The following is a 22955-nucleotide window of genomic DNA, read 5'->3' as shown; positions in this document are numbered from 1 at the left end:
CGCCCGAGCCAGGCCCCACCCCACCCCACCCTGGCCTGAAAATCTTACGTCCGCGCGGGGTCCGGCCAGCATAAGCCCAGGTCGGCTAATTCCTGATGTAAGAGAATCAGGCGGCGGCCGGGTGGGCGGGCCCCAGGGCCATGATGTGGGACCTCAGCAAGTCCATTTCGTTGAGTATGCCGGCCGTGATGCGCACACCGGTCCATCCCCAGGAGGTCAACTGAGCGGTGATTGAGGAATCCTGGTCCCGGCGTTCGCGTTCCAGATGGTGCTCGCCGTCGTAGTAGAGGTAGTGCCGTTGCGCGATGGCGGCCAGATCAAGAATGGTGAGCAACCTCAAATCGGGATCGGTGGTGCCGGGTTCTCCGATGGTTCCGTCGGTGTAGACGGGTACCTGCGACTGCCACCGGTATTGCGGTGCACAGTCGCGGGCGATGAGTCGGATGAGTGTCTCGGGTGGGGAGTCTGCGCCGTCGTCGGAAAGTTCCAGCAGCTGTTGCAATCGGCGTGCGTTGAGCAGCCCGCGCACTCCTTCTGCCACATCGGTGGCGGTGAGGCCGAATTCGCGGCGAAAACGGTCGATGACCTGGATCGCCCGCACGTGCGGCCCTGATACCGGTAACCCTTCAGGTGTGTGCCACGAGTGTTCCTCGCCGAGGGTGGCTCGTAGGCAGTGGGCCAAGGTGAGCATGGGAGGTGTGACAAGGAGTGAGTGTTCGCCAAGTTGGAGCGTCCAGGAGGGGCTGGGTCGGCGGATTTGACGTTGCGTCGCTAAGCGAAAGTCTTCTGTGAGGTGCAGCCTATTGCGCGTGAGGACAAAGGCGTCTGCGCTGTCGGCGAAGTGGGTGATACCGAGTAGGGCGGCGGCGCTGAAGTGGGATGCGATCCAGGTGGGGTGTTCCCAGAGGTGGGCGACGATGCGGGTGCGTGCGTCTGCCCGGTATTGCATGGCTTTCGGGTGGTGGGTGGCGTCGTGGCTGACCAGTCCTCGGGGGCGGGCCTGCTCTGGGTTGATGCCGTGGGCGGCGCTGATCGGGATGAGTCGCGTGGTGTCCGCATTTGAGGTCAGCGGAATCGGAAGTGGAAACTGTGCGGCATTGAGTTCCATGCCGTCCTTTACGGCCAGGCGACCGCTCCCTCCGGCGATCATCTGGTCAATGTTCTCCCCCTGGTATTTCATTGTTCCCTTCGTCTCTCAGATGTGGTGGCACCACTATTAGACTGCCGAAAGGCGAGGATGGTTCCCTGTCGGGTGAGAAATCCCTACGCATGAGTCAACGCGCGCGGCTAGGCTGGTGCGGGATTGCCGTTGGCGGTCACCAGCTACCGGGAAGGGAACCACCACCATGAGCTTCTTCGAGGATATTGCCGCCGCTCTGGACAATGAGGGCATTGAGTCCCGCGTGCACGATGACACGATGTTTGTGCCGATTACCTCGGACCTGGAGATCCAGTTCGTGGAGATTGATCCGCACATGCCCGCTGCCAACGTCTACATCGCGGCCGCTGATGTTGATGAGGATGACGAGAATTTTGAGGCCGTGCTGGTCTCCGTTGTCTTCTCGCTTGACGACGCCGTGGAAACCGTCGCCCGCCATGTCGCCACCGATCAGGTGGTCACCGTTCTGCGTGATCTGCTGGAGGGCACCGATGAGCGCATCGGTGATCTGGAGTTCTACCAGGACGCGGTCAACGCCAACCTGGTCCGGGCTGAGGTGGGCAACAACTCTGAGCTGCAGGTGCTCGTTGAGGTCATCGACGGGGTGCCGTCGGCTGTGGTGCAGTTCGTGGCCATCGGCGAGTCCTTTGAGGACCTCATCGATCAGGCCATCAATGAGCTGTGGGAGTCCGATGGTGATGCTCAGCTGACGGAGGAGGACCGCCAGCGTATGTTCGCGGATCTCTCCGCGGAGGTGGAGTTGGCCACCGACGAGGTGCTTGACCTCGGCATCTTCACCGACTTCGACCGGCTGTTTGATGTCATCTCGCTCGCCGCTGATCAGGCGGAGGACTGGGAGGAGCAGCTCGTCCCCTTCGATGAGGAGGAGTTTGAGGAGCCCGATGTCTACGACATTTATGGCGCGGACGAGGAGTATGACGAAGACGACTTCGACGACGAAGAGGACGACGAGGACCACGAGGGCGATCACGACGAAGCCTAGTAGCCGCTGAACGTGCGCCGAGCGGGGATCCCGCTATGATGCGCAGGGAAGACGGAAGTCTGGACAGGGGAGAGTGATGGGTTGTGGCGTTGACCACGAGGTTTCCGATGTCTTTGATTCGTGAGCGGGTGGAGCGTATGCGCCAGCGCCCGCCGGTTACGGAGCGTCTGGAAGCTGTCGATCGGAAGGTCGCGCAGATGCCGAAGCTCGGCGACCTTTCGTTGGCGATGGAGCGTGCCGACGGTTCCGATCATCACGTCCTCACCACCGGCGCGCTTGATCCGGATTCGCGTTTTGCGGCTGGTTCGGTGACGAAGCTGTTCACTCACGCGATCATCTTCAAGCTTATCGACGAGAAGAAGCTCAGCTACGACACCACCGTCGCCTCCCGTGTGCCCGCTGGTTCGCTGGATGGGTTGCACGTGATTCGCGGTGAGGATTTCGGGTCGGAAATCACCGTCCGCCACCTCATTGACATGACTTCCGGGTTGGCCAGCTGGGAGGATGCGAAGGATCCCGGCGGGCGTGACGTCATCGACCAGATCGTGGACTGGGATCGTGTGGTCGGCGTCGATGAGCAGATGGAGACGGCGGCGCGGATCGGTGCGAAGTTCGCGCCTGGTCAGGGCAACCGGGCACACTATTCGGATCTCAACGCCGAGTTGCTGAGCCAGATCGCCCAGCACACCACGGGCATGACCTATCAGGAGCTGGCCTACCAGTACGTGATGACGCCGCTGGAGCTGGAGCACACGACCTTCGTTCGCGCCGGGGTCCATGACTATGCAGAAGTTCGCACGCCGAAGCATCCGGTGTGGTCTTCCCGCTATCTGTCGAGTTCCCTCGGTTCGGCGGGCATCTTATCGACGGCCGTGGACCTTGTGGCGTTTATCCGTGCGTTCCACACCGGGCGACTGTTCGAGCTGCACCATATTCAGAACCCCACGTTGCGCCGGATCCAGCACCGTCCTTTGCGTTATGGCAACGGCATGCAGGCGATGGGTCTGCCGAAGGTGCTTTCCCCCTTGGTCCCGGCGCCGCTCATCCTCGGCCACACCGGCGTGCACGGGGCTTTTGCGTTCTCCTGCCCGTCGCAGGCGGTGTTCATCGCGGGTTCGGTCAATTCGATTGAGACCCAGCCCTTCGAAGTGATCTACCGCTACCTGGACGCCTACTAAGCGGCCTCGCTGAACCCCGCGAACATCGACGCGGGGGAATGGACGGGGCGGAAAGCGGCGTCAACCAGCCAGACGAAGGTGGCGGCGCGGCCGGAGGGGACCTCATGCACTGCGTCGACAAGCGAATTCTCCACCAGTGCCCGCACCCAGCCCTCGGCGCGGATCGGATCAACGGCGCCGTGCTGTTCGGTAATCCGGACGGTGATGAGGTAGGCCGGCTCGCGTGGTTCGCCAAAGCCTAGGACGCGGGCTTTGACCCGCTCGCTGACGCGGTGACGGGTGAGTGTCATGGTCAGCCCGTCCGGCAGTTGCTTGCTCGGTGGGCGCCAGGCGGCGTGGGGGCGGGCGAGGGAGCGGGGGTGGTGGAGGATGGATTGCAGGTCGCGGAGGGTGTCCGCGCGGTGGCGGCGCAGGTCGATGGCAATGGAGGACGGGGTCTTAGGCAGGTGGTTGATCGTCATGGCTCGCACTCTAGGGGCTGAAGGCAACACGTACGTTCGAAACTAGAACAAGTGTACGACAGATCCCGGTTTGACGCAAGGGGTACCCTGAACTCAACATGACAGATCAACAAGCGCGCCCGAAGATCCCCACGGAGATCTGGGTGCTGGTCGCCGCGGCCTTCATCATCGCCCTTGGGTACGGACTCATCGCGCCGATCATCCCGCAGTTCGCCGTCAGCTTCGACGTCTCCATGGCCGCGGCCGGTGCGGTGGTGTCGATCTTCGCGGCCTCCCGCCTGCTGTTCGCCCCCATGTCGGGCAGGCTTATCGACGCCATCGGCTCCCGCAAGGTCTACCTCACCGGTCTGCTGACGGTGGCGGTGACGACGGCGCTCGTCGCCGCCGCCCAGGAGTATTGGCACATCCTCCTGCTGCGCGGCATCGCCGGTATCGGATCCACCATGTTCACGGTCTCGGCCATGGGCCTTATCGTGCGGATGGCGCCACCGGAGATCCGCGGTCGTGCCTCGGCTGTCTACGCCACCGCCTTCCTGGTGGGCAACGTCATCGGCCCGGTGGTGGGTGCGGCGTTGTCGATGATCGGTATGCGCGCGCCTTTCGTCATTTATGGTGCATCCGTGGCGCTCGCGGCGTTCGTCGTGTGGTGGAAAATGCCGCGCCGCGCGGGCGATGCGGCCGGTGCCAAAAAAGACGCCCAGCCCCCGATGGAGTTCGGCGAGGCGATCCGCGACAGTGCCTACCGCTCCACGCTGTTCTCCGGCTTCGCTTTCGGCTGGGTCAACTTCGGCGTGCGCGTGGCCACCCTGCCGTTGTTCGCCGCGGCCGTCTTCGAGCATGGCGGCGCAATCGCCGGCTTGGCGATGGCCGCCTTCGCCTTCGGCAACGCCGTCGTGCTGCAGTTCTCGGGGCGCCTGGCCGACACCATGGGTCGTAAGCCACTGGTGATCTGGGGCCTGGTGATCAATGCCATCTTCACGGGAGCCATCGGTTTCGCTGACAGTTTCTGGCCGTTGCTCATCGTCTCCGCGCTCTCCGGCGCGGGCGCGGGCATGCTCAACCCGGCACAGCAGGCCGTGTTGGCGGATGTCATCGGAAATCAGCGTTCCGGCGGCAAGGTGCTGGCGAATTTCCAGATGGCCCAGGACCTCGGTGCCATTATCGGCCCTATCCTCATCGGCGCCGTCGCGCAGTCCTATGGTTTCGAGGCCGGTTTCCTGATTTGTGGCGTCATCGGCCTAGCCGCCGCCGCGGTGTGGGCGTTCGGCCGGGAGACTCTCGAGGGCGGGCGGGGAGTGAGCCTGCAGAAGGTGCGTTAACTGACATCGTGGTCTCCCGGCGTCCCCCAAATGGGGGTATGATTGTCGAGTGGAGTAAGGCGGGGTCCTATAGTGGTGTGTAACAAGACCCGCCAAGGCTAGTCCACTGGAAACAGTTGATCCTCAAATAGGCGGGTTATTCTATTGTCGCGAAAGTTCAGTAAGCCAGCTCTGAGTCTGGAGGACCAGGTCAAGAAACTCCGGGATCGAGGTCTGGACGCCGATCCTGAGGAACTGAAAGCCACGTTGGCCCGCATGAGTTACTACAGGTTCTCGGGCTACCTGTGGTGGTTCTATGAAGATGGCCAGGAAATTCGGGAATCAACGTCGCTGCAGGACGTTCTCGAGTTGTATGCATTTGACGCCAAACTGCGTGTGCTGGTTCTCCGTATGTCACATTCGATTGAAGTGTGGTTACGTGCAGCGTTTGCCAATGAAGTCTGTCAACGGCATGGCCCGATGGGTTATCTCTCTAAGGGGATCTATGCGAACGCGAAAGCCTTTGAAAGAGATGTCGCAAAGCTGGACGAGATGATCAACGCTAAATCTCCGGAAGCGTTTGTCACTGCTTTTCGTCAGAACTATTCCGATAAGAGGCCGCCGCTGTGGATGGCGACGGAATTGATGTCGCTCGGGCTCCTGTCCAAATGGTACGAGAATCTTCGAGAGGATTCTCTGGCCAAGGCAATAGCCAAGGGGGCTGGGCTGAATCGGCCTGCGTTGGTGAGTTTCCTGCGCCTGTTTACCGTGCTGCGGAACGGAGCAGCACATCATTCCCGAATCTGGAACAGAACCACCTCACTTCGAGGAGTGACCATCAAAAGCCCTCCGCCTGAGTTGAGAACGGCACTGGACGGTGCGGACGAATCCCGGATTCACTACGTGCTTGCCATAGCTGCTTACATAGTCGGACACGTGGACCCTTGTTCCGAGAGTGTGAGTGATCTTCGGCAACTCCTCGAAACTGCGCGTGAGGAGTGGCTGGCGGAGATGGATTTCCCTCTCGGCTTTGACATCGACCCGCTTTGGCAGCATTAGGACTAACGACATGCCCATGACCCCCGTCCTCATCGACTGTGACCCCGGTATCGATGACACCCTCGCGTTGCTCTATCTCGCCGGGCTTCACCACGCCGGCGAGATCGAGCTCGTCGGCGTGACCACCACGGCCGGCAACACGACGGCCATGCAAGCGGCGGGTAATGCCCGGTGGGTGCTGGAACAGCTGCTTATCGACGTCCCCGTCCTCCCCGGTCAGCCCCATCCGGCCAGCACTGCGTTGGTTACTACCCCGGAGACCCACGGGCCCACCGGCCTGGGGTATCTCGATGTCCCCGCTGCCGATCCGGGCGGGGACTGGGAGGGGTTGTGGGAACGGGGCGTCGATAAGCATCCGGACCTGCACCTGATTGTCACCGGGCCGCTCACTAACCTGGATGCCTTCCGTCTATCGCATCCGGAGCGCTATGTGCGCCTGCGCCATGTCACGGTGATGGGTGGGGCGGTGAATTACCGGGGTAACACCACACCCACCGCGGAGTGGAATTTCTGGGTGGATCCGCATGCCGCGGCGGAGGTGTTTGCGCACCCGCCACACGGCAAGATCACGTTGTGCTCGCTGGAGGTGACGGAGCGTTTTCTCATCGATCCGCCGCGGCTCAGCCAGCTTATCCGGGCACTCGGCGAGCACCCCATCGCCGCGCACCTGCCCGATATTCTGCGTTTCTACTTCGAGTTCCACCAGGCGCAGGGGGAGGGGTATCAGGCGCAGATCCATGACCTGCTCACCTGCATGATCGCTCTGCGCACGATCCCTTATGAGGGTACCTCGACGACCGTTGCGGTAGAGGCGCACAGTGAGCTGCTGCGGGGTACCTCGGTGGCGGATCTGCGAGGGCATTGGGATCGTGCCCACAATGCCCGCCTGGTCACCGGCGCGGATACCGAGGCCGCCCACGCGGAGTTTCTCCGGGCAGTGCGGGCGCTGGTGTAGGGCAGGTCCCTCCCCATGCTCGGATATGATCCACTTCACTTTTCTGCCCATTCCCGATACACTCAGGATTGTTCAACAATTTCGATGAGGAGGATGACATGGCAGAGATCGACCTCAACGCAGACCTCGGCGAGACCACCGCCGGAAACCCCGTGGCCGATGACGCCGCGATGATCCAGCTGGTCTCCAGCGCCAACGTCGCCTGCGGATTCCACGCCGGTGATCCCCACGACATCGCCCGCACCGTGGAGGCCGCCGCCGAGCGGGGGGTCACCGTCGGTGCGCACGTCGGCTACCGTGACTCCGCCGGTTTCGGCCGTCGCTTCATGGAGTACGCCCCCAACGAACTCGCCGATGAGGTGCTCTACCAGATCGGCGCCCTGGAAGCGCTCGCCCGCAAACACGGCACCGCGATCCGCTATGTCAAGCCCCACGGTGCCCTGTATAACGCCATCGTGCACCATGAGGAGCAGTCCCAGGCCGTGATCGACGGCATCAAAGCCTTCGGCGGCGACCTCGCTGTCATGCTGTTGCCCGGTGGCATCGCGGTCCACCACGCGGAAAAGGCCGGATTGCGCGTGATCTCCGAGGCCTTCGCCGACCGCAACTACAACCCCGACGGCACCCTGGTCTCCCGCAAGCTGTCCAACGCGGTGATCACGGATCCGGAGCTCGTGGCGGCCCGTGTCCTGCAGCTCGCCGACTCGGGCACGATCACCGCCATCGACGGCACTGTCCTCAACGTCCAGGCCACCTCCGTGTGCGTGCATGGGGATTCCCCGGGCTCGGTGGCCATGACGCAGTCGATCGTCGAGCGCCTGCGCACCGAGGGAATCGAGATCAGGAGCGTCCTGTGAGCGAACCTGTCTTTCACCGGGTGGGCTCGCGGGCCATCCTCGTCGACCTACCGGACCTGCCCACCGTCATGGCGTGGCATGCGGGGCTTTCCGCGGAACCTCTCGACGGCCAGGTCGATGTCATCGCCGCGGCGCGCACCGTTCTGGTGACCACGGACTCTCCGCGCTCGGCGGCCAGCGCGGCTGAGCGGCTGCGGTCCTTCACTCCGGCGTCGATAAGTGAAAAAGCGTCCCAGGAAGTCACCATCGACGTGCTTTACGACGGCGCCGACCTCCACGAAGCCGCTGACCTGCTCGGCATGTCCCCGGACGGCCTCATTGAGTGGCATACCTCCCAGCCATGGATGGGCGCTTTCGGCGGTTTCGCCCCAGGCTTTACCTATTGCGTGCCGGCGGATCCGGCGCAGGCACGCAATGTCCCGCGCCGCGATTCCCCGCGCACCGAGGTCCCGGCGGGGGCCGTCGGCCTGGCCGGAGATTTCTCGGCCGTCTATCCGCGCCAGTCCCCGGGCGGCTGGCAGCTGATCGGCACCACGCTCACCCCGATGTGGGATTCGGCCGCCACTCCGCCCGCGCTTATCGCTCCGGGCGACAGTGTGCGCTACCGGGCGGTCCGTGAGCACGTGGAGATCACCTCCGCGCAGGCCACCACACCCGAAACAGCGGAACCGGCCCGCCCGGTGCTGCGGGTGGACGATCCGGGGCTGCTCACCCTCATTGAGGACCTGGGTCGTCCCGGCCACGGCAACCTCGGCGTGACCGAGTCCGGTGCCTGCGATCGGGCGGCCGCCCGGGCCGCGAACGCGGCGGTGGGCAACCCGTCGACGGCCGCGGTGCTGGAGAACATCGGTGGCATCACGCTGACGGCCTTGGTGGATACCGTGGTGGCCGTCACCGGCGCGCAGGCGGAGGTGACGGTGGCGGGACGCCCCGTCGAGCTGGGGGCCTCTGCGCTGATCAGCGCCGGGGAACAACTGGCCGTGGAGGCAGCCACCTTGGGCCTGCGCTCCTATGTTGCGGTGCGTGGTGGTCTCATCGCCACGCCGGTCCTCGGTTCCCAGGCGGCGGACCTGCTGTCCGGGTTAGGCCCGCAGGCGGTCCGCGGCGGGGACTTGTCCGGCGGCCTCGTCCCGCGCAACAACGCGGCTACCCGTGAGAGCAACCCGCTGCGCGTCACTGAGCGCGCAGGGGTGACCCACGCGCAGCTGCGCTGCGTGCCCGGCCCCCGCGATGACTGGTTTCGGGCGGGTGTGGAGGCACTGACCTCCCAGGTGTGGCAGGTCAGCGGCCAGTCCAACCGCGTGGGCCTGCGCCTGGAGGGCGATCCCCTCACGCGCGAGCGCGATGGCGAGCTGGCCAGTGAAGGCATCGTCGCAGGGTCGGTGCAGATCCCGGCGAATGGCCTGCCCGTGGTGTTTCTCCGCGATCACGCGGTCACGGGTGGGTATCCGGTGGTGGCCACGGTCGTCGCCGAGGATCTGGATCTTGCCGGCCAGTTGCCCCCCGGTGGCACGCTCAGTTTCATCCCCGTTCATCCCGACACTCTCGAACCCGAAAGCTAGAGGCCTATGAGTTCACTCAACGCTGTCCTGATCGCCAATCGCGGTGAGATCGCCGTCCGCATCGCCCGGGTTGCCCGGGATCTGGGGATCCGTTCCATCGCCGTGTACTCGGAGCCGGACACCGGCGCGCTGCACACCCTCATCGCGGATGAGGCTTATCAGTTGCCCGGATCGAGTTCCGCGGAGACGTATCTCAACCAGGCCGCGCTTATCGACGTCGCCCTCCGCGCCGGCGCCGACTGCGTCCATCCCGGCTACGGGTTCCTGTCCGAGAACTCCACTTTCGCGCGCGCCGTCGCGCAGGCGGGTCTGACCTGGATCGGCCCGACCCCCGAGAACATTGACACGCTCGGAGATAAGGTGGCCGCCCGCCACATCGCCATGGAAGTCGGCGCCCCGCTGGCCCCGGGCACCCCGGATCCGATCGCGGACTGGCAGGAGGCGAAGGACTTCGCCGAGGAGCACGGCCTGCCGATCGCCATCAAGGCGGCCTTCGGCGGTGGAGGCCGCGGTCTGAAGGTGGTCGAGGAGATGGGTGATATTGAGGATGCTTTCGCCGCAGCCGGCCGGGAGGCGCAGGAGGCTTTCGGGCGGGGGGAGTGTTACGTGGAGAAGTTCCTCACCCGCCCCCGCCACGTGGAGGCACAGATCCTGGCCGATACCCACGGCAACGTCCGTGTCCTGGGGACCCGTGACTGCTCCACGCAGCGCCGCTATCAGAAGCTCATCGAGGAGGCCCCGGCGCCGTTTCTGACTCAGGAGCAGAACGAGGCGATCATCGAGGGCTCCCGCAGCATTTGTGAGCGCGCCGGGTATGTCGGCGCGGGCACGGTAGAGTTCATTGTCTCTGAGGATGGCACGGTGTCGTTCTTGGAGGTCAACACCCGCGTCCAGGTGGAGCATCCGGTGACCGAGGCGGTGACGGGCATCGACATCATCGCCGAGCAGTTCCGCATTGCCGCTGGCGAGCGCTTGAGCTTTGATGAGGATCCGCAGCCCACCGGCCACGCCTTCGAATTCCGCATCAACGCCGAGGACGTGGCCCATGGTTTCGTCCCGAGCCCGGGCACGGTCACTGTTTTCGAGGCCCCCACAGGCCCGGGTATCCGGGTGGACGCCGGTGTGCGTTCTGGTTCCGAGGTCCCCGGTTTCTATGATTCCTTGCTGGCCAAGCTCATCGTCTGGGGGCCGGACAGGGATGTTGCTTTACGACGCGCCGCCCGCGCCCTCTCCGAGACCACCATCCGCGGCGTGCGGACCGTCATCCCCTTCCACCGTGACATGGTCACCCACCCGGCGTTCGCGGGGGAACAGCTGGAGGTGTTCACCAACTGGGTGGATACCGAATACACCCCGCAGCTGGCGGAGGCGGGCATCGACATCGAGCACGTCTATACCGAGCGTGAGCAGATCGTCATCGAGATCGACGGGCGCCTGCACCGGGTCGGCATCCCCACGAATGTCTTCGGCCGGGCAGCCGCCCCCGGCACCGCACCCGAGCCCGCGGAGCCCGCTGAGGATAACGCGGAGGGGGCGATCGTCTCGCCCTTCGCTGGCTCGCTTGTCGCGTGGCAGGTCGAGGACGGTGCAGAGGTCACCGAAGGCCAGGCCGTGGCCAGCGTCGAGGCGATGAAGATGGAGAGCGCGGTCAAGGCCCCGGCCTCCGGCACCCTGCAGATCGCGGTGCAGCCGGGGGAGAAGATCTCCAAGGGCTGCGTCCTGGGGACTATCTCCTAGACTGTTTCGCATGCGTGCCGATTCAGCTGCCGCGGCGATGCGCCGGGCAATTTCCGCCGGAGAGTATGCGCCCGGTGAACAGCTCATCGAGGCCGATATGGCCGAAAGGCTGGACGTCTCCCGCAACACTTTGCGGGAGGCTTTCGCCATGTTGGTGGCCGATGGCCTGCTGCTGAGGATCCGCAACCGGGGGGTGTTTATCGCGCAGCTCGGCGCCGCGGAGATCTGCGATCTCTACCTGGCGCGGGCGGCGGTGGAGCCGGCGGCGATCGCCTGGGGGGAGCACCACGACGTCGATAAGCTCAATGATGTGGTGGCACGCGCCGAACAGGCGCTGAGCGAAGGCCGCCACGCAGACGTGGCCTTGGCTAACCAACAATTTCACCGGCAGATTGTCGCCGGGATGGGTTCGGCCACCCTCGATGCGAACATGGATCGCCTGCTCGCGCGGATGCGCCTGGTGTTCCTGCAGGTCCTGCGCCGGGAGCCGGGATTCCACGGCGATTATGTAGGGCTCAACAGGCGGGTGCTCACGCTCCTGGCCGCGGGGCAGAAGAAAAAAGCCGCCGCGGCGCTGCACGATTCACTCGTGCAGACCAGTCGGCGGGTGCAGGACATCATCGCTCAGGGGACCTGATACTCCAGGTCACGGGCATCCGTGATGAGCATGTGGCCGGGGCTGTGGCTGATCGCCAGCGCGGGGCGGGAAGCGGCGACCACTGCCTGCGGGGTCACCCCACAGGCCCAGAACACGGGGATCTCACCGGCGGCGATGTCGACGGCGTCGCCGAAATCGGGGTGTGCGAGATTCTCGATACCGATGGCTGCCGGATCGCCGATGTGCACCGGGGCGCCGTGCACAGCCGGGTAGCGCGAGGTGATGCGCACCGCGTCGGCCACCTGCGAGGCCGGGATGGGGCGCATCGACACCACCAGCGGGCCGGAGAAACGGCCGGCAGGGAGGGTATCAATGGTGGTGCGGTACATGGGGACATTGCGCCCCTGATTGATGTGCGCGACCGTGATGCCGTTGTCGCGTAGCGCGTCCTCGAAGGTGAAGGAACAACCGATGAGGAAGGACACCAGGTCATCGCGCCACCAGGAGGTGGCGTCGGGGGCTTCGTCGATAAGCACTCCGTCTTTAAAGAGGCGGTAGGAGGGGATATCGCTGCGGATATCACCGCCCGCCAGCAGCGGGGAGGTGACCTGCCCGGCCTCCAGCACCCCGAGCAGCGGACACGGCTTCGGGTTGCGCTGCGCGAATAGCAGGAAATCGAAGGCGTCCTCCTGCGGCAGCGCCAGCAGATTCGCCTGCGCGAAACCGGGGGCGATGCCGGAGGTGGGGGTGATGGTGCCCGCGCGGAAACGCGCGCGGGCCTGGGCCGGGTTTAGGCGCTCCACAGTGCCGCGATTCCGGAGAGGGACATGTAACCCAGGAAGATCGTGAGGATCCACGCCAGGCCACCGATGATGAGCAGCCACTTCGGGTAGGTGTAACCCTGCAGCAGGTCGGTGCGCTTCCACGCCACCCACAGCACCACGGCGAAACCGATCGGCAGGATCAGACCGTTGAACGCGCCAGCGAAGATGAGCAGCGCCTGCGGGGCGGTGTTGAGGATGAGGAAGGCGATCGCACAGACCGCGATGAACGCGACGGTGAGGATCGTGCGGATCCGCGGGTTGGTGGACTGCTTGGTCACGAACGTGATCGAGGTGTAGGACGCGCCGATGACCGAGGTCAGGCCTGCAGCCCACAGCACGACACCGAAGAAGCGCAGGCCGATCTCACCCGCCGCGTGGCGGAAAGCATCCGCGGCGGTGTTGTCCTGGGAGAGGGTGACGCCGGTGGCGACCACGCCGAGGATCGCCAGGAAGAGCAGGGCACGCATGATGCCGGTGACGATGATGCCGATAACCGACGCCCGCGTGATGTGCTGGATGTTCTCCGGGCCGGTGATGCGGCTGTCGATCATGCGGTGGGCGCCCGCGAAGGTGATGTAACCGCCAACGGTGCCGCCGATGAGGGTGGTGATGACGAGGAAATCGACCTCCTCCGGTAAAACAGTGTTCTTCAGGGCCTCGCCGACCGGGGGCTGGGAGACGATCGCCACATACAGCATGAGCAGGATCATCACGGCACCGAGGCCGACGACGATGCGGTCCAGCGCCAGGCCCGCCTTCTTCGACATGAAGATGAGGATCGCGATGACCGCGGAGATCGCACCACCGATGCGGGCATCCAGGCCCAGCATCGCGTTGAGTCCCAGGCCGGTGCCGGCGATGTTGCCGATGTTGAACACCAGGCCGCCGACGAACACGAAGGCCGCCATCACCCAGCCGAGGTAGGGGACCACGGTGTTGCCGAGCTCATTCGCCCGCATATCCGACACCGCGAGAACCCGCCAGACGTTGAGCTGGATGGCAATGTCCACGATGATCGACACCAGAATGGCAAAGGCGAAGGCCGCGCCCATCTGCGCGGTGAACACGCTGGTCTGGGTGAGGAAGCCGGGGCCGATGGCGCTGGTGGCCATGAGGAACATCGCGCCGAGCAGGGCGCTGCGGCGGGTGGCGTTCTTCGCGGCGGTGGCCATCGGGTTGGCGGTGCTGCCCTCGGTGCTGCTGGCGCCTGTGGCGTCTGCGGCGTCCGCGGAGGTCGCGCGGTTGTCAGGGTTACTCATCGCATGGTGCCTCTCGTTTCGTGACGTAGGTCATGGTTGCTTGTGATGTGGGTCATTGTAGACGATTGTTCAACAATTTTTAAAGCGGGGGCGGGGGTTATCACCTGCTGGCCGAGTGGGTTAAAATCACCTTCACTTCCGGCCCGAGGTGACATAGGGCCCATCCAGTCGTCTCCCCGCGAAGGATTTCCCATGTCACACATTCACCTCACCCCCGCGCGCCGGGCCCTCGCGATCGCCGGCGCCCTCATCGTCGCCGCCACCTGGCTCTACCTGGTGCTCGTGCGCCCCACCGATTGGGATTCCGTGGGTGGTTCCACCGAAGCCCTGATCACGCTGGCCGGTTATGTCGGTGGCGCCGCCCTGCTGCTGGCCGCCACCCTCCCGGCCCTGCCCGCCCGCATGATCAGCGTCATCCCGGTGGCCCTGGTGCTCAACATCGTCATCGGGCAGATCGCCGGGTCAGTGGGCATCCCGCTCTACCTCGATTCCGTGGGCACCATCCTCGTCGCGGCGCTCGCCGGCCCGATCGCGGGCCTGGCCACCGGCACGCTGAGCTCTGTGGTGTGGGGTCTGCTCAACCCCGCGGCCCTTCCCTTTGCGGCAGTCGCGGCGGCGACCGGCTGGTTGGCCGGCGTGGCGATCGAGAAGGGGGCGTTTGCGAAGCTGTGGAAGCTGGTCGTCTCCGGCCTGCTCATCGGTCTGATCTGTGGTGCGTTGGCCGCCCCGGTCGCCGCCTTCGTCTACGGCGGTACCGCCGGCGTGGGCACGGGTGCGATTGTCTCCCTGTTCCGGGAGTTTGGTAACTCGCTGCTGGCCTCGGTGACCATGCAGTCCTTCATCTCTGATCCGCTGGACAAGCTGGCCGTCATGGCGATCGTCTTCGCCGCGATCAAGGCGCTGCCGAAAAAGACCCTGCGCTCCTTCCAGCCCGACCCGGCTCCCAGCGAACCCGCCGCGCCGGTCCCCGCCTGATTCTCTTACATCAGGATTCCGCTGACCTAGCCTTTTGTCGACCGGCCGCGCTCTCGATGTCAGATTTTCAGGCGCCCCCATCAAGGACACCCCCTCATGCCCACCACCTCCCGCATCAACCCCCTGACCGCGTTGGTCACGGGGCTGAGTTCGTGGATTCTGGTGCTGGGCATCAACGACTGGCGGCTCTCGCTCGTCGTCATCGCCGTGTCCCTGGTGCTGGGCACCTGGCGCACCCGCAACGCCTCGGTCCTCGCGGCCACGGTGGCCCTTGCGCTGCCGACCGGCCTGTCGATGCTGCTCGTCCACGCCCCCTACGGCAGCGAGCAACTTGCCCCGCTGCTCACCCGCGATGGCGTGCTCACCGCCGCGGAGCTCACGGCCCGCTTCACCGCACTCATGGCCGCTCTGCTCGCCGCGGCCGCGTTCATCACCGTCCCGGAACTGGCGAAAGCCCTGCAGACCAGCCCCCTGGGCCCCAAGGTCGCCTACATCGTCGCCTCCGCTTTGCAGCTGTTGCCGCAGGGGCGGCGTGCCGTGGAGACGGTCACTGACGCGCAGCGCCTGGCCGGCCGTCGCATCACCGCGCGCACCGCCATTCCCCGCGCCGCGGTGCCGGTGATGACGCATCTGCTCACCGGAAACGTCGAGCGTTCCCTGGCCCTGGAGACCGCCGGTCTGGACCTGCCCGGGCGCCGCACGATCTATCGCCCCGCCCCGGACAGCCCCACCCAGCGCGCGCTGCGCATCCTGATCCCGCTGGGGGTGATCGCATGCGTCCTGATCTGATCCCGGGCACGATCACTCAGGTCATCGGCGCTTCCGGGCAGGGGTTGACGCGCTGGGCGCGTTCGCTGGGGCATCCGGTGGTCAGCCAGGACGCCCTCGCCCATGTGACGCATCTGCGGGCCACGGTGGCCGAGGAGATCGCCTTCGGCCTGGAGCAGCGTGGCATCCCACACGCCCAGATGCACGAGCGGGTCACCCGCATGCTCGGCCTCATCGACCTCGCCCCGGACATGCGCCCCGCACACCTATCCGGCGGCCAGACGCGCCGGTTGGCGATCGCTACCGTCGCGGTCCTCGAACCGGAGGTCCTCATCCTGGATGATCCTTTCGCGGGCCTGGACCCGGCCTCGTCCGAGCGTTTGCGCACCCTGTGCCTGTCGCTGCCCGGCACCGCGATCGTCATTCTCGGTCACTCGCCCCAACCGTTGCCGGGCGACGTTTTTTCGCTTATCGACGCTCACCTCACCCCCCATTTCCCTCCCGCACCCATCGAACTCCCAGCACCCGTTGGCCCGGGTGCTAGCAGATCTCTCGGCGAGGTCACTGGTCAGCGCGGCGGGAAGCGTCGTTTCTGGCAGCTGCGCTCCGCGGAGAAATTCCGTATCGGTCCCGTCGACGTCACGGTGCGTGATGGGGGAGTGTTGTGGCTGCGCGGGGCCAATGGTTCCGGCAAGACGACCCTGCTGCGCGCGCTCGCGGGACTGGATGGCGCGCCCGCCCGCGATGTCTCGCTCATGGTGCAGCGCGCGGCCGATCAGGTGGTGGATTCCACGCTCGCCGAGTTCATCGGTCCCCGCCACCGCGAACTCGACGTGGATCCGCAGACCCATCCCCTTGATCTGGGGGCCACGGATCTGCGTCTGGCGCAGTTCCTCGCTGTGGCCGCGCTGGGCCGCCCGGTCCTGGCGTTGGATGAGCCCGACGTCGGCCTCGATCACCGCGGCCGCGCTCGCATGCACGAGCTCATCGCGCACGAGTTGCGCGCGGGCACCGCACTTGTCATCACCTGCCACGATGAGTCCTTCATGGCGGAGGTGGGGGAGTACGCGACGGTGGCGTCGCTTAGCATTGACGCGTGAGCAGAATCCACGGCCTCGACCTGGCCCGCGCACTGGCGATCATCGGCATGATGGCCGCCCACATGGGCCCCGAGCACTTCCTCAGTGACGGTTTCCCCTCGGTGTTGTTCGCGGTGTTGGCGGGAGTGTCGATGGGCATAATCGCCTCCCGTACGTCCTCGCTTATCGACGCCCGCCTCCGCCTTATCACCCGCGCCGTCATCCTCGTCGCCATCGGGGTCGTGCTGGCGGCGGTGCAGTCCTATATCGTCATCGTGCTCATCGCGATCGGGGTGTCCTACATCCTGCTCCTGCCGGCTTTAGCCTGGCGCACCCGCTGGCTGGTGGTGCTGCTGGGTGCCCTCGTGGTCCTCGGCCCGCTGGTCGGTGCGCTGCAGACGTGGCTGCACCCGGATTGGGCAAATGAGTTCTTCGCTGATCTGCTTTATGGCTCGTATCCGATCACCGCGTGGTTGGCGTACACCCTGCTGGGATTGCTCATCCACCGGGTGGCCCTGGCCTGGGATGTGGTGCTGTTCCTCCTGGGGACCTCGGCATTTTTGTTCCTGCAGGGTGTCATCATGCTCACCGGCCTGCGCACACCTGAGGAAGGCTTCGTCGGAGAATGGCTCTTCGCCGAACCTCATACGGGCGGTCTTTTCGATGTCCTCAGCTCCGCTTCCTTCGCCGCCGCCGTGATCGGGGCCTGCCTGTTGGCCTGCCGCGTGGGTGCCATCGTGTGGGCCACCTACCCGCTGCGTTCCATCGGGGCGATGTCGTTGACGGTCTACATCGTCCACGTCATTGCCACCACCATCGCCAACGGCACCTTCGTCAGCCCCACGGCCTTCGAGGATGTTGCGGCGGTACCTTCTGCGCCCCCGGGATTCCCTACGGCGGTGCCTGTCGAGGACCCCCTGTGGCCGACCCTGTTCGTGGCACAGCTCATCGGTTTCCTGGTGTTTGCTTCTCTGTGGCGTTGGAGGTTTCGCCGAGGGCCGGCGGAGTGGGTGGTGGCGCGGATCATCGTGGGCGCGGTATCGGAACCAGCACCCGCCGCACTCAAGTCGTTGCCGAGGTAATTGCGCCTCGCTGAGCAGGACGCTTTTCGGACCGCCCACGGAAGCGGTTGCTGCGCGTGGGACGTTGGTCCCCACATTCCGCTGGGGCCAGTTCGCGGCTTAAGCAAAGGTCGTGGAGGAAAATGGGAGAAAACTAGGGTCGGGGGTAGTGGGAACCAAAATCAGGAAATTTTGCTCGGGAAAGAACCCCGTGCTCCGCCCGGCCTCCCCGGATTCGGGGCCCGGGAATCCCCTGAGGTAGTCCAAAAGTATGGTCTAGGCTCTGTGCGTCAAGATTCGTAACATGTTTGGACCGTCGGAAAGTCCGGCGCTGACTGGAGTTTCCTCATGTCCACACCTGTCGTCGTCGAAGAGACGAAGAACGAACAGCCGTCGTCGCGACGCAACCTCATCGCCCTCATTCTCGGCCCGGCGCTGGGACTGCTGCTGGCACTTGCCTTGCCGGATTCCCTTTCCTTCGAGGGTCGCGCCGTTGCTGGTTGTGCCCTGTGGATGGCCCTGTGGTGGGTCACTGAGGCAGCGCCGATCCCGGTGACCTCGATGCTTCCGCTCGTGCTGTTCCCCCTGTTCGGGATGGCCACGATGAAGGAGGTGGCGGCACCGTATGCCGACACCGTCATCTTCCTGGTCATGGGTGGTGTCATGCTCGGTCTGGCCACAGAGAAGTCTGGCCTGCACATCCGTATCGCGCTGCTCACGGTGCGGGCGGTGGGTACGAAGCCTTCGCAGATTGTGCTCGGCCTGATGATTGCCTCCGCGTTCATCTCTGCCTGGGTGTCCAACACCGCCACCGCCGTGATCATGGTGCCTATCGCCACCTCGATCCTGCAGCTGGTGCGCCAGGTCGATGAGAAGGCCGCGGGCACCAAGTTCGCAGCCTCGATGCTTCTGGGCGTGGCCTATGGCGTCACCATCGGTTCCACCGCGACCCTCATCGGTCAGCCGCCCATGGCGCTGATGAAGGCCTACGTCGGCGAGTCCCTCGGCATCGACATCGGGTTCGCCCAGTGGATGCTTGTCGGCGTCCCGTGGGCTGTTGTCATGCTCACCCTGGCGTGGATTGTTCTGAGCAAGATTGTCTACCGCGCCGAGGTCGACCAGATCCCGGGCGGAAAGCAGCTGATCCAGGACGAGATCACCAAGCTCGGCCCCATGGGTACCGCCGAGCGGCGCATCGCCGCGATCTTCCTCACCGCCATCTTCTTCTGGGTGGCCGTCCCCTTCATCGCGGACATTCCCGCGGTTGCCGATGCCCTGCCTTTCCTCGGCGGGATCAATGACTCCCAGGTCGCTGTTGCGGCCGCCATCGCCTGCTTCCTCACCCCGGCCACCCGCCGCGGGCAGGAAGGTGAGCGACGCAACCTGCTCGTGTGGGCCGACTCCAAGGAGGTCCCCTGGGGCCTGCTGCTGCTGTTCGGCGGTGGCCTGTCCCTGTCGGCGATGTTCACCGCCACGGGTCTCAGCGAGTGGATCGGCACCCAGGTCGAGGGGCTGTCCTCCATGCCGTCCTGGGTGATTATCGTCGCCGTCATGGTTGTCTCCCTGGGGCTGACGGAGCTGACCTCTAACACGGCCACCGCAGCCGCGTTCTTCCCGATCTTCGGCGCTGTGGCCGTTGGTGCCGGGGTGGATCCGCTGCTCATGACCTTCGTGGTCACCCTCGCGGTGTGTTCCGCCTTCATGCTGCCGGTGGCAACCCCCTCCAACGCGGTGGCCTTCGGTTCCGGCCAGATCACCATCAAGCAGATGGTCCGGGCCGGCTTCTGGCTCAACTTCGTGGCCCTCGGCTTCATCCTGGTGGTCATCTACACCCTGGTCCCGTTGGTCTTCGGCGTCTCGCCTTAAATCACCTGCCAGGCTCCAGCCGGTGACACCACTGCACGGTGTCGCCGGCTTCGTGCTTTCCCGCCCCTAATAACCACTCTTTCATGCATTAGGCGGCAAATTGTGATAGCTTGGCCTCTCGGGTGTGGCCCAGTTCAGAGTGTTTCATTATGAACGGCGGCTACCGCAGACCCAGCGACCACGGCAGGCCGGACAGGCCACGGACGGTCCCTGGGTGTGGTGGCCCCCTCTGGATCTCCCCGGCCGGCGCAGTTCATGCTGCGCTGCGAAAAGGTCGCCGAGAAAGAGACGACACAGCGCGTGCAGCGCGGCTATCCCGCCCAGGGCTGGCCCCTCACGCCACGGATCAGGGCCCGAGGGGGCCGGAAAGGCATGCTTGACCCAGCAGCGCATTGCAATCATCGGAGCCGGCCCGAGCGGAATCGCCCAGCTCAGGGCCTTTGAGTCCGCCAAAGAAAAGGGGGAGAACTTCCCGGAGCTCGTCTGCTTCGAAAAGCAGGACGACTGGGGTGGCCAGTGGAACTACAGCTGGCGCACCGGTACTGACCAGTACGGTGAGCCGGTCCACTCCAGCATGTACCGCAACCTGTGGTCGAACGGCCCGAAGGAGGTCCTCGAGTTCGCGGACTACACCTTCGACGAGCACTTCGGGAAGCCGATCTCCTCCTACCCGCCCCGTGAGGTGCTGTGGGACTACATCGATGGTCGCGTGAAGCAGTCGGACGTGAAGAAGCTCGTGCGCTTCGCCACCGTGGTGCGTTGGGTCGAGTTCAACGAAGATACCGAGACCTTCTCCGTGACCGTCGAGGACCTGAAGACCGGGGAGACCGAGACCTCCGAGTTCAGCCACGTCATCGTCGGCTCCGGTCACTTCTCCTTCCCGAACTACCCGGATTTCGACGGCATCGAGACTTTCCCCGGTGTGGTCAACCACGCCCACGACTTCCGCGGCGCGGAGAGCTTCGCCAACCAGGACGTCCTCATGATCGGCGCGAGCTACTCCGCCGAGGACATCGGCTCCCAGGCCTACAAGATGGGTGCCCGCTCGGTCACGATGAGCTACCGCTCCGCACCCATGGGGTACGACTGGCCCGAGGGCATGTCCGAGCAGCCGGGCATCAAGTACATCGACGGCCAGACCGTGCACTTCGTCAACGGCGTGTCCAAGGACTTCCACGCCATCATTCTGTGCACCGGCTACCTGCACCATTACCCGTTCCTGCCGTCCGAGCTGGCCCTGCACTCCAACAACAACATTTACCCGGAGCACCTCTACCAGGGTGTTGTCTCCGAGGTGAACGACAAGCTGTTCTGGCTCGGCGCCCAGGACCAGTGGCTGACCTTTAACATGTTCGACGCCCAGGCCTGGTTCGTCCGCGACGTCATCCTCGGCCGCATTGAGCTGCCCTCGCTTGCCGAGCAGCGCGAGCACATGGCCACCTGGCGCAAGCGTTTCGACGCCCTGGAGACCGCCGACGATCAGATCGATTTCCAGACCGACTACGTCCGCGACCTCATCTCCCAGACCGACTACCCGATGTTCGACCTGTACCAGGTCGCCGACATCCTCAAGGGCTGGGTGCAGGACAAAAAGCACGACATCATGGGCTACCGCAACGCCACCTACCGCTCCGTCATGACGGGCACGATGGCCGCGCAGCACCACACCGAGTGGATCAATGAGCTCGACTCCTCCCTCGAGCGCTACCTCAACGACCCCGAGTCGGATGAGGTGCGCGATATTTGGGAGGGGAGGGAAGCGGTGCAGCGTCGATAAGCTGCTTATCGACGCCCCGCCACTAACCGCCACACGCCGACCCCGGCGACAGCCAGGAAGATCAGCATGGTGAGGTAGAAGGCGGCGGAATCCGACATCGTCGTTCCGCCGCCGACGGTGACACCGAAGATACTGATGTCACCGGAGGCAGACTCGAAGCCGGCGTTCTCGCCGTCCCAGATGTTGCCGAAGCCGAAAACAACGCTGGTGAGCAGCGGATAGAGGACACCGACCACGATCGCCACGATATGCGCCGCCCGCTGGCGGAAGAATGCCAGTACCGCGGCGGCGATAAGGCCGCCGACGCCCAGGAGTGTCAGCGCGAACAGGCTGATGTCAAAGCCCCACTCGGTTTCCTCCACACCCGGGGCAGTGAACGAGGAGAACCCGATGCCCCAACCGTTGAAGCTCACGGAATACCCGGTGGCAGCGGAGGTGGTGCCGAAGATGTGGTCGAGCGATGCATCGACCGCGGTGACTACCGTGAACCAGGGCAACGCCGCCGCAACGACCACCAGTGCTGCCGCCACGGCGTAAATGATCTTCGCGGGACCTGAGCTGCTCGCCGCCACGGGTGCTGCCGGGAACTGGCTGCGGCGGACCCCAGCTACTGTTCTGTGGAACCTGAGGCTCACCCCAGCCGGTCGGTTGCTGGGGCGGGATCGGGGGAGGGGTTGTCATCCGAGAGTCCTGCTTACAGGTTTCGTTTGAGCCTTGCGGGCCTGCAGCAACTGCCACACCCCGATACTGACAACGACGATCGCCGCCAGGATCACCAGGTATACCACCGGACTATCGGCAGTGTTAGCCGAGCTGCTGAGCTGCGCCAAGGGGTTGGATCGGCGACCGGCCTCCGCGTCGGCAGCATTAATGGCTCCTTGCCAGATCCGTCCGTCGAGCAAGCTCATGAGGTAGATGCCGTACACCGCACCCGCGGCGACGGCGACAATGTTGCCCACCTTCTTGTTGTAGCGCCACACCATCAATGCCGCTGCGACCAAAGCTCCGATCGCCAGAAGTGTCGCAGCCAGGAGAAGACCGTGGACCATCGTCTCTTCGGTGTAGGAATCCCGCGAACCCGTCGCTCGCATGCCGCCGACCACCGCGCCGATACCGAAGCCGTTGAACGCGCCGCTTAGAGCCGACTCGCCCACGGAAGCGCCCCAGAAACCCATATTGATCGCCGCGCGGTGCGTCATGCTCATCGAGAACCATGGGAACCAGGCCATGATGAGGATAAATACCGCGACCACGCCGTAGACGCTCGCCGGCAACGGCAGCGTGCCCAAGGATGACCGCGCCTGCTTGCGTGACTGCGCCAAGCGCGCCCGATTCTCCGGGGTGTCGATCCTCTCCCTGGTCTGGTCGAACTTTTCCTTCGCCTGCTGGCTGAATCCGCGCGCTCCGGCGCCGACGCGGCTGCCGAATGTTAGGGACGTGCGTCCAGTAGCAGTGTTCTGACGAATCGATAGCACCCGG

The 22955-nt window shown here is 64.9% G+C and carries 21 protein-coding genes; 15 read left to right on the top strand and 6 right to left on the bottom strand.

From position 1 onward, the window contains the following. Window positions 1-106: 106 nt before the first annotated feature. Entirely contained in the window at window positions 107-1180 is a 1074-nt protein-coding gene (locus Q4G50_RS11755) for a hypothetical protein (RefSeq protein ID WP_303377840.1), read from the bottom strand. A gap of 166 nt (window positions 1181-1346) precedes the next feature. Between Q4G50_RS11755 and Q4G50_RS11750 the strand changes: the two genes are divergently transcribed. Then, the gene (locus Q4G50_RS11750; RefSeq protein ID WP_303377839.1) at window positions 1347-2162 is read left to right on the top strand and encodes a hypothetical protein; all 816 of its coding nucleotides are present in this window, start codon (window positions 1347-1349) and stop codon (window positions 2160-2162) included. A 107-nt stretch (window positions 2163-2269) separates the two neighbouring features. Next, on the top strand, window positions 2270-3340 hold the full coding sequence (locus tag Q4G50_RS11745) for a serine hydrolase (RefSeq protein WP_303377838.1): 1071 nt from the start codon (window positions 2270-2272) through the stop codon (window positions 3338-3340). Here Q4G50_RS11745 and Q4G50_RS11740 read toward each other — a convergent pair. Further along, on the bottom strand, window positions 3337-3801 hold the full coding sequence (locus Q4G50_RS11740) for a hypothetical protein (protein ID WP_303377837.1): 465 nt from the start codon (window positions 3799-3801) through the stop codon (window positions 3337-3339). The two genes, Q4G50_RS11745 and Q4G50_RS11740, sit on opposite strands and share 4 nt — an antisense overlap. Before the next feature lie 98 nt (window positions 3802-3899). Here Q4G50_RS11740 and Q4G50_RS11735 point away from each other — a divergent pair, with 98 nt between their 5' ends. From Q4G50_RS11735 to Q4G50_RS11705, 7 genes are all read left to right on the top strand, one after another. Further along, the gene (locus Q4G50_RS11735) at window positions 3900-5120 is read left to right on the top strand and encodes an MFS transporter (protein ID WP_303377836.1); all 1221 of its coding nucleotides are present in this window, start codon (window positions 3900-3902) and stop codon (window positions 5118-5120) included. Window positions 5121-5375: 255 nt separating this feature from the next. Beyond that, window positions 5376-6158 carry an Abi family protein gene (locus tag Q4G50_RS11730; protein WP_303377835.1) on the top strand — a complete coding sequence of 261 codons (783 nt, stop codon included), beginning with the start codon at window positions 5376-5378 and terminating at the stop codon, window positions 6156-6158. A gap of 16 nt (window positions 6159-6174) precedes the next feature. Further along, on the top strand, window positions 6175-7113 hold the full coding sequence (locus Q4G50_RS11725; RefSeq protein WP_303377842.1) for a nucleoside hydrolase: 939 nt from the start codon (window positions 6175-6177) through the stop codon (window positions 7111-7113). A 98-nt stretch (window positions 7114-7211) separates the two neighbouring features. After that, entirely contained in the window at window positions 7212-7970 is a 759-nt protein-coding gene (locus tag Q4G50_RS11720) for a LamB/YcsF family protein (protein WP_303377834.1), read from the top strand. Continuing rightward, window positions 7967-9532, top strand: coding sequence for a carboxyltransferase domain-containing protein (locus Q4G50_RS11715; RefSeq protein ID WP_303377833.1), 1566 nt, complete (start codon window positions 7967-7969; stop codon window positions 9530-9532). Before Q4G50_RS11720 ends, Q4G50_RS11715 begins: the two co-directional genes overlap by 4 nt. Window positions 9533-9538: 6 nt before the next feature. Continuing rightward, entirely contained in the window at window positions 9539-11269 is a 1731-nt protein-coding gene (locus tag Q4G50_RS11710; RefSeq protein ID WP_303377832.1) for a biotin carboxylase N-terminal domain-containing protein, read from the top strand. A 10-nt stretch (window positions 11270-11279) separates the two neighbouring features. Further along, window positions 11280-11906, top strand: a complete 627-nt coding sequence (locus tag Q4G50_RS11705) for a GntR family transcriptional regulator (RefSeq protein ID WP_303377831.1) — start codon at window positions 11280-11282, stop codon at window positions 11904-11906. Here the strand turns inward: Q4G50_RS11705 and Q4G50_RS11700 are convergent. After that, window positions 11894-12670, bottom strand: coding sequence for a putative hydro-lyase (locus Q4G50_RS11700; RefSeq protein WP_303377830.1), 777 nt, complete (start codon window positions 12668-12670; stop codon window positions 11894-11896). The two genes, Q4G50_RS11705 and Q4G50_RS11700, sit on opposite strands and share 13 nt — an antisense overlap. Further along, window positions 12658-13863, bottom strand: coding sequence for an NRAMP family divalent metal transporter (locus Q4G50_RS11695; RefSeq protein ID WP_303377841.1), 1206 nt, complete (start codon window positions 13861-13863; stop codon window positions 12658-12660). Before Q4G50_RS11695 ends, Q4G50_RS11700 begins: the two co-directional genes overlap by 13 nt. Before the next feature lie 279 nt (window positions 13864-14142). Here Q4G50_RS11695 and Q4G50_RS11690 point away from each other — a divergent pair, with 279 nt between their 5' ends. The 6 genes from Q4G50_RS11690 (at window position 14143) to Q4G50_RS11665 (ending at window position 21476) form a co-directional block, all read left to right on the top strand. Further along, window positions 14143-14925, top strand: coding sequence for an ECF transporter S component (locus Q4G50_RS11690; protein WP_303377829.1), 783 nt, complete (start codon window positions 14143-14145; stop codon window positions 14923-14925). 96 nt (window positions 14926-15021) lie between these two features. Next, the gene (locus Q4G50_RS11685; RefSeq protein ID WP_303377828.1) at window positions 15022-15714 is read left to right on the top strand and encodes an energy-coupling factor transporter transmembrane component T; all 693 of its coding nucleotides are present in this window, start codon (window positions 15022-15024) and stop codon (window positions 15712-15714) included. Further along, complete coding sequence (locus tag Q4G50_RS11680) at window positions 15699-16793, top strand: ATP-binding cassette domain-containing protein (protein ID WP_303377827.1); 1095 nt, start codon at window positions 15699-15701, stop codon at window positions 16791-16793. The genes Q4G50_RS11685 and Q4G50_RS11680 overlap by 16 nt, the downstream gene beginning before the upstream one ends. Next, window positions 16790-17854 carry a hypothetical protein gene (locus Q4G50_RS11675; protein WP_303377826.1) on the top strand — a complete coding sequence of 355 codons (1065 nt, stop codon included), beginning with the start codon at window positions 16790-16792 and terminating at the stop codon, window positions 17852-17854. The genes Q4G50_RS11680 and Q4G50_RS11675 overlap by 4 nt, the downstream gene beginning before the upstream one ends. Window positions 17855-18181: 327 nt before the next feature. Continuing rightward, the gene (locus Q4G50_RS11670; RefSeq protein WP_303377825.1) at window positions 18182-19699 is read left to right on the top strand and encodes a DASS family sodium-coupled anion symporter; all 1518 of its coding nucleotides are present in this window, start codon (window positions 18182-18184) and stop codon (window positions 19697-19699) included. 376 nt (window positions 19700-20075) lie between these two features. Next, window positions 20076-21476, top strand: coding sequence for an NAD(P)-binding domain-containing protein (locus Q4G50_RS11665; protein ID WP_303377824.1), 1401 nt, complete (start codon window positions 20076-20078; stop codon window positions 21474-21476). A gap of 5 nt (window positions 21477-21481) precedes the next feature. On the opposite strand, the gene Q4G50_RS11660 is transcribed toward Q4G50_RS11665, so the two are convergent. Further along, window positions 21482-22006 carry a hypothetical protein gene (locus tag Q4G50_RS11660; RefSeq protein ID WP_303377823.1) on the bottom strand — a complete coding sequence of 175 codons (525 nt, stop codon included), beginning with the start codon at window positions 22004-22006 and terminating at the stop codon, window positions 21482-21484. Between the two features lie 147 nt (window positions 22007-22153). Further along, window positions 22154-22955, bottom strand: an 802-nt coding sequence (locus tag Q4G50_RS11655; RefSeq protein WP_303377822.1) for a hypothetical protein, incomplete at its 5' end; no start/stop codon positions are given.

Source organism: Corynebacterium sp. (assembly GCF_030538285.1).
In the GTDB taxonomy this organism is placed as follows: domain Bacteria; phylum Actinomycetota; class Actinomycetes; order Mycobacteriales; family Mycobacteriaceae; genus Corynebacterium.
Note: the sequence above shows the minus strand (reverse complement) of the source record. Positions and strands in the feature narration are given on the sequence as shown.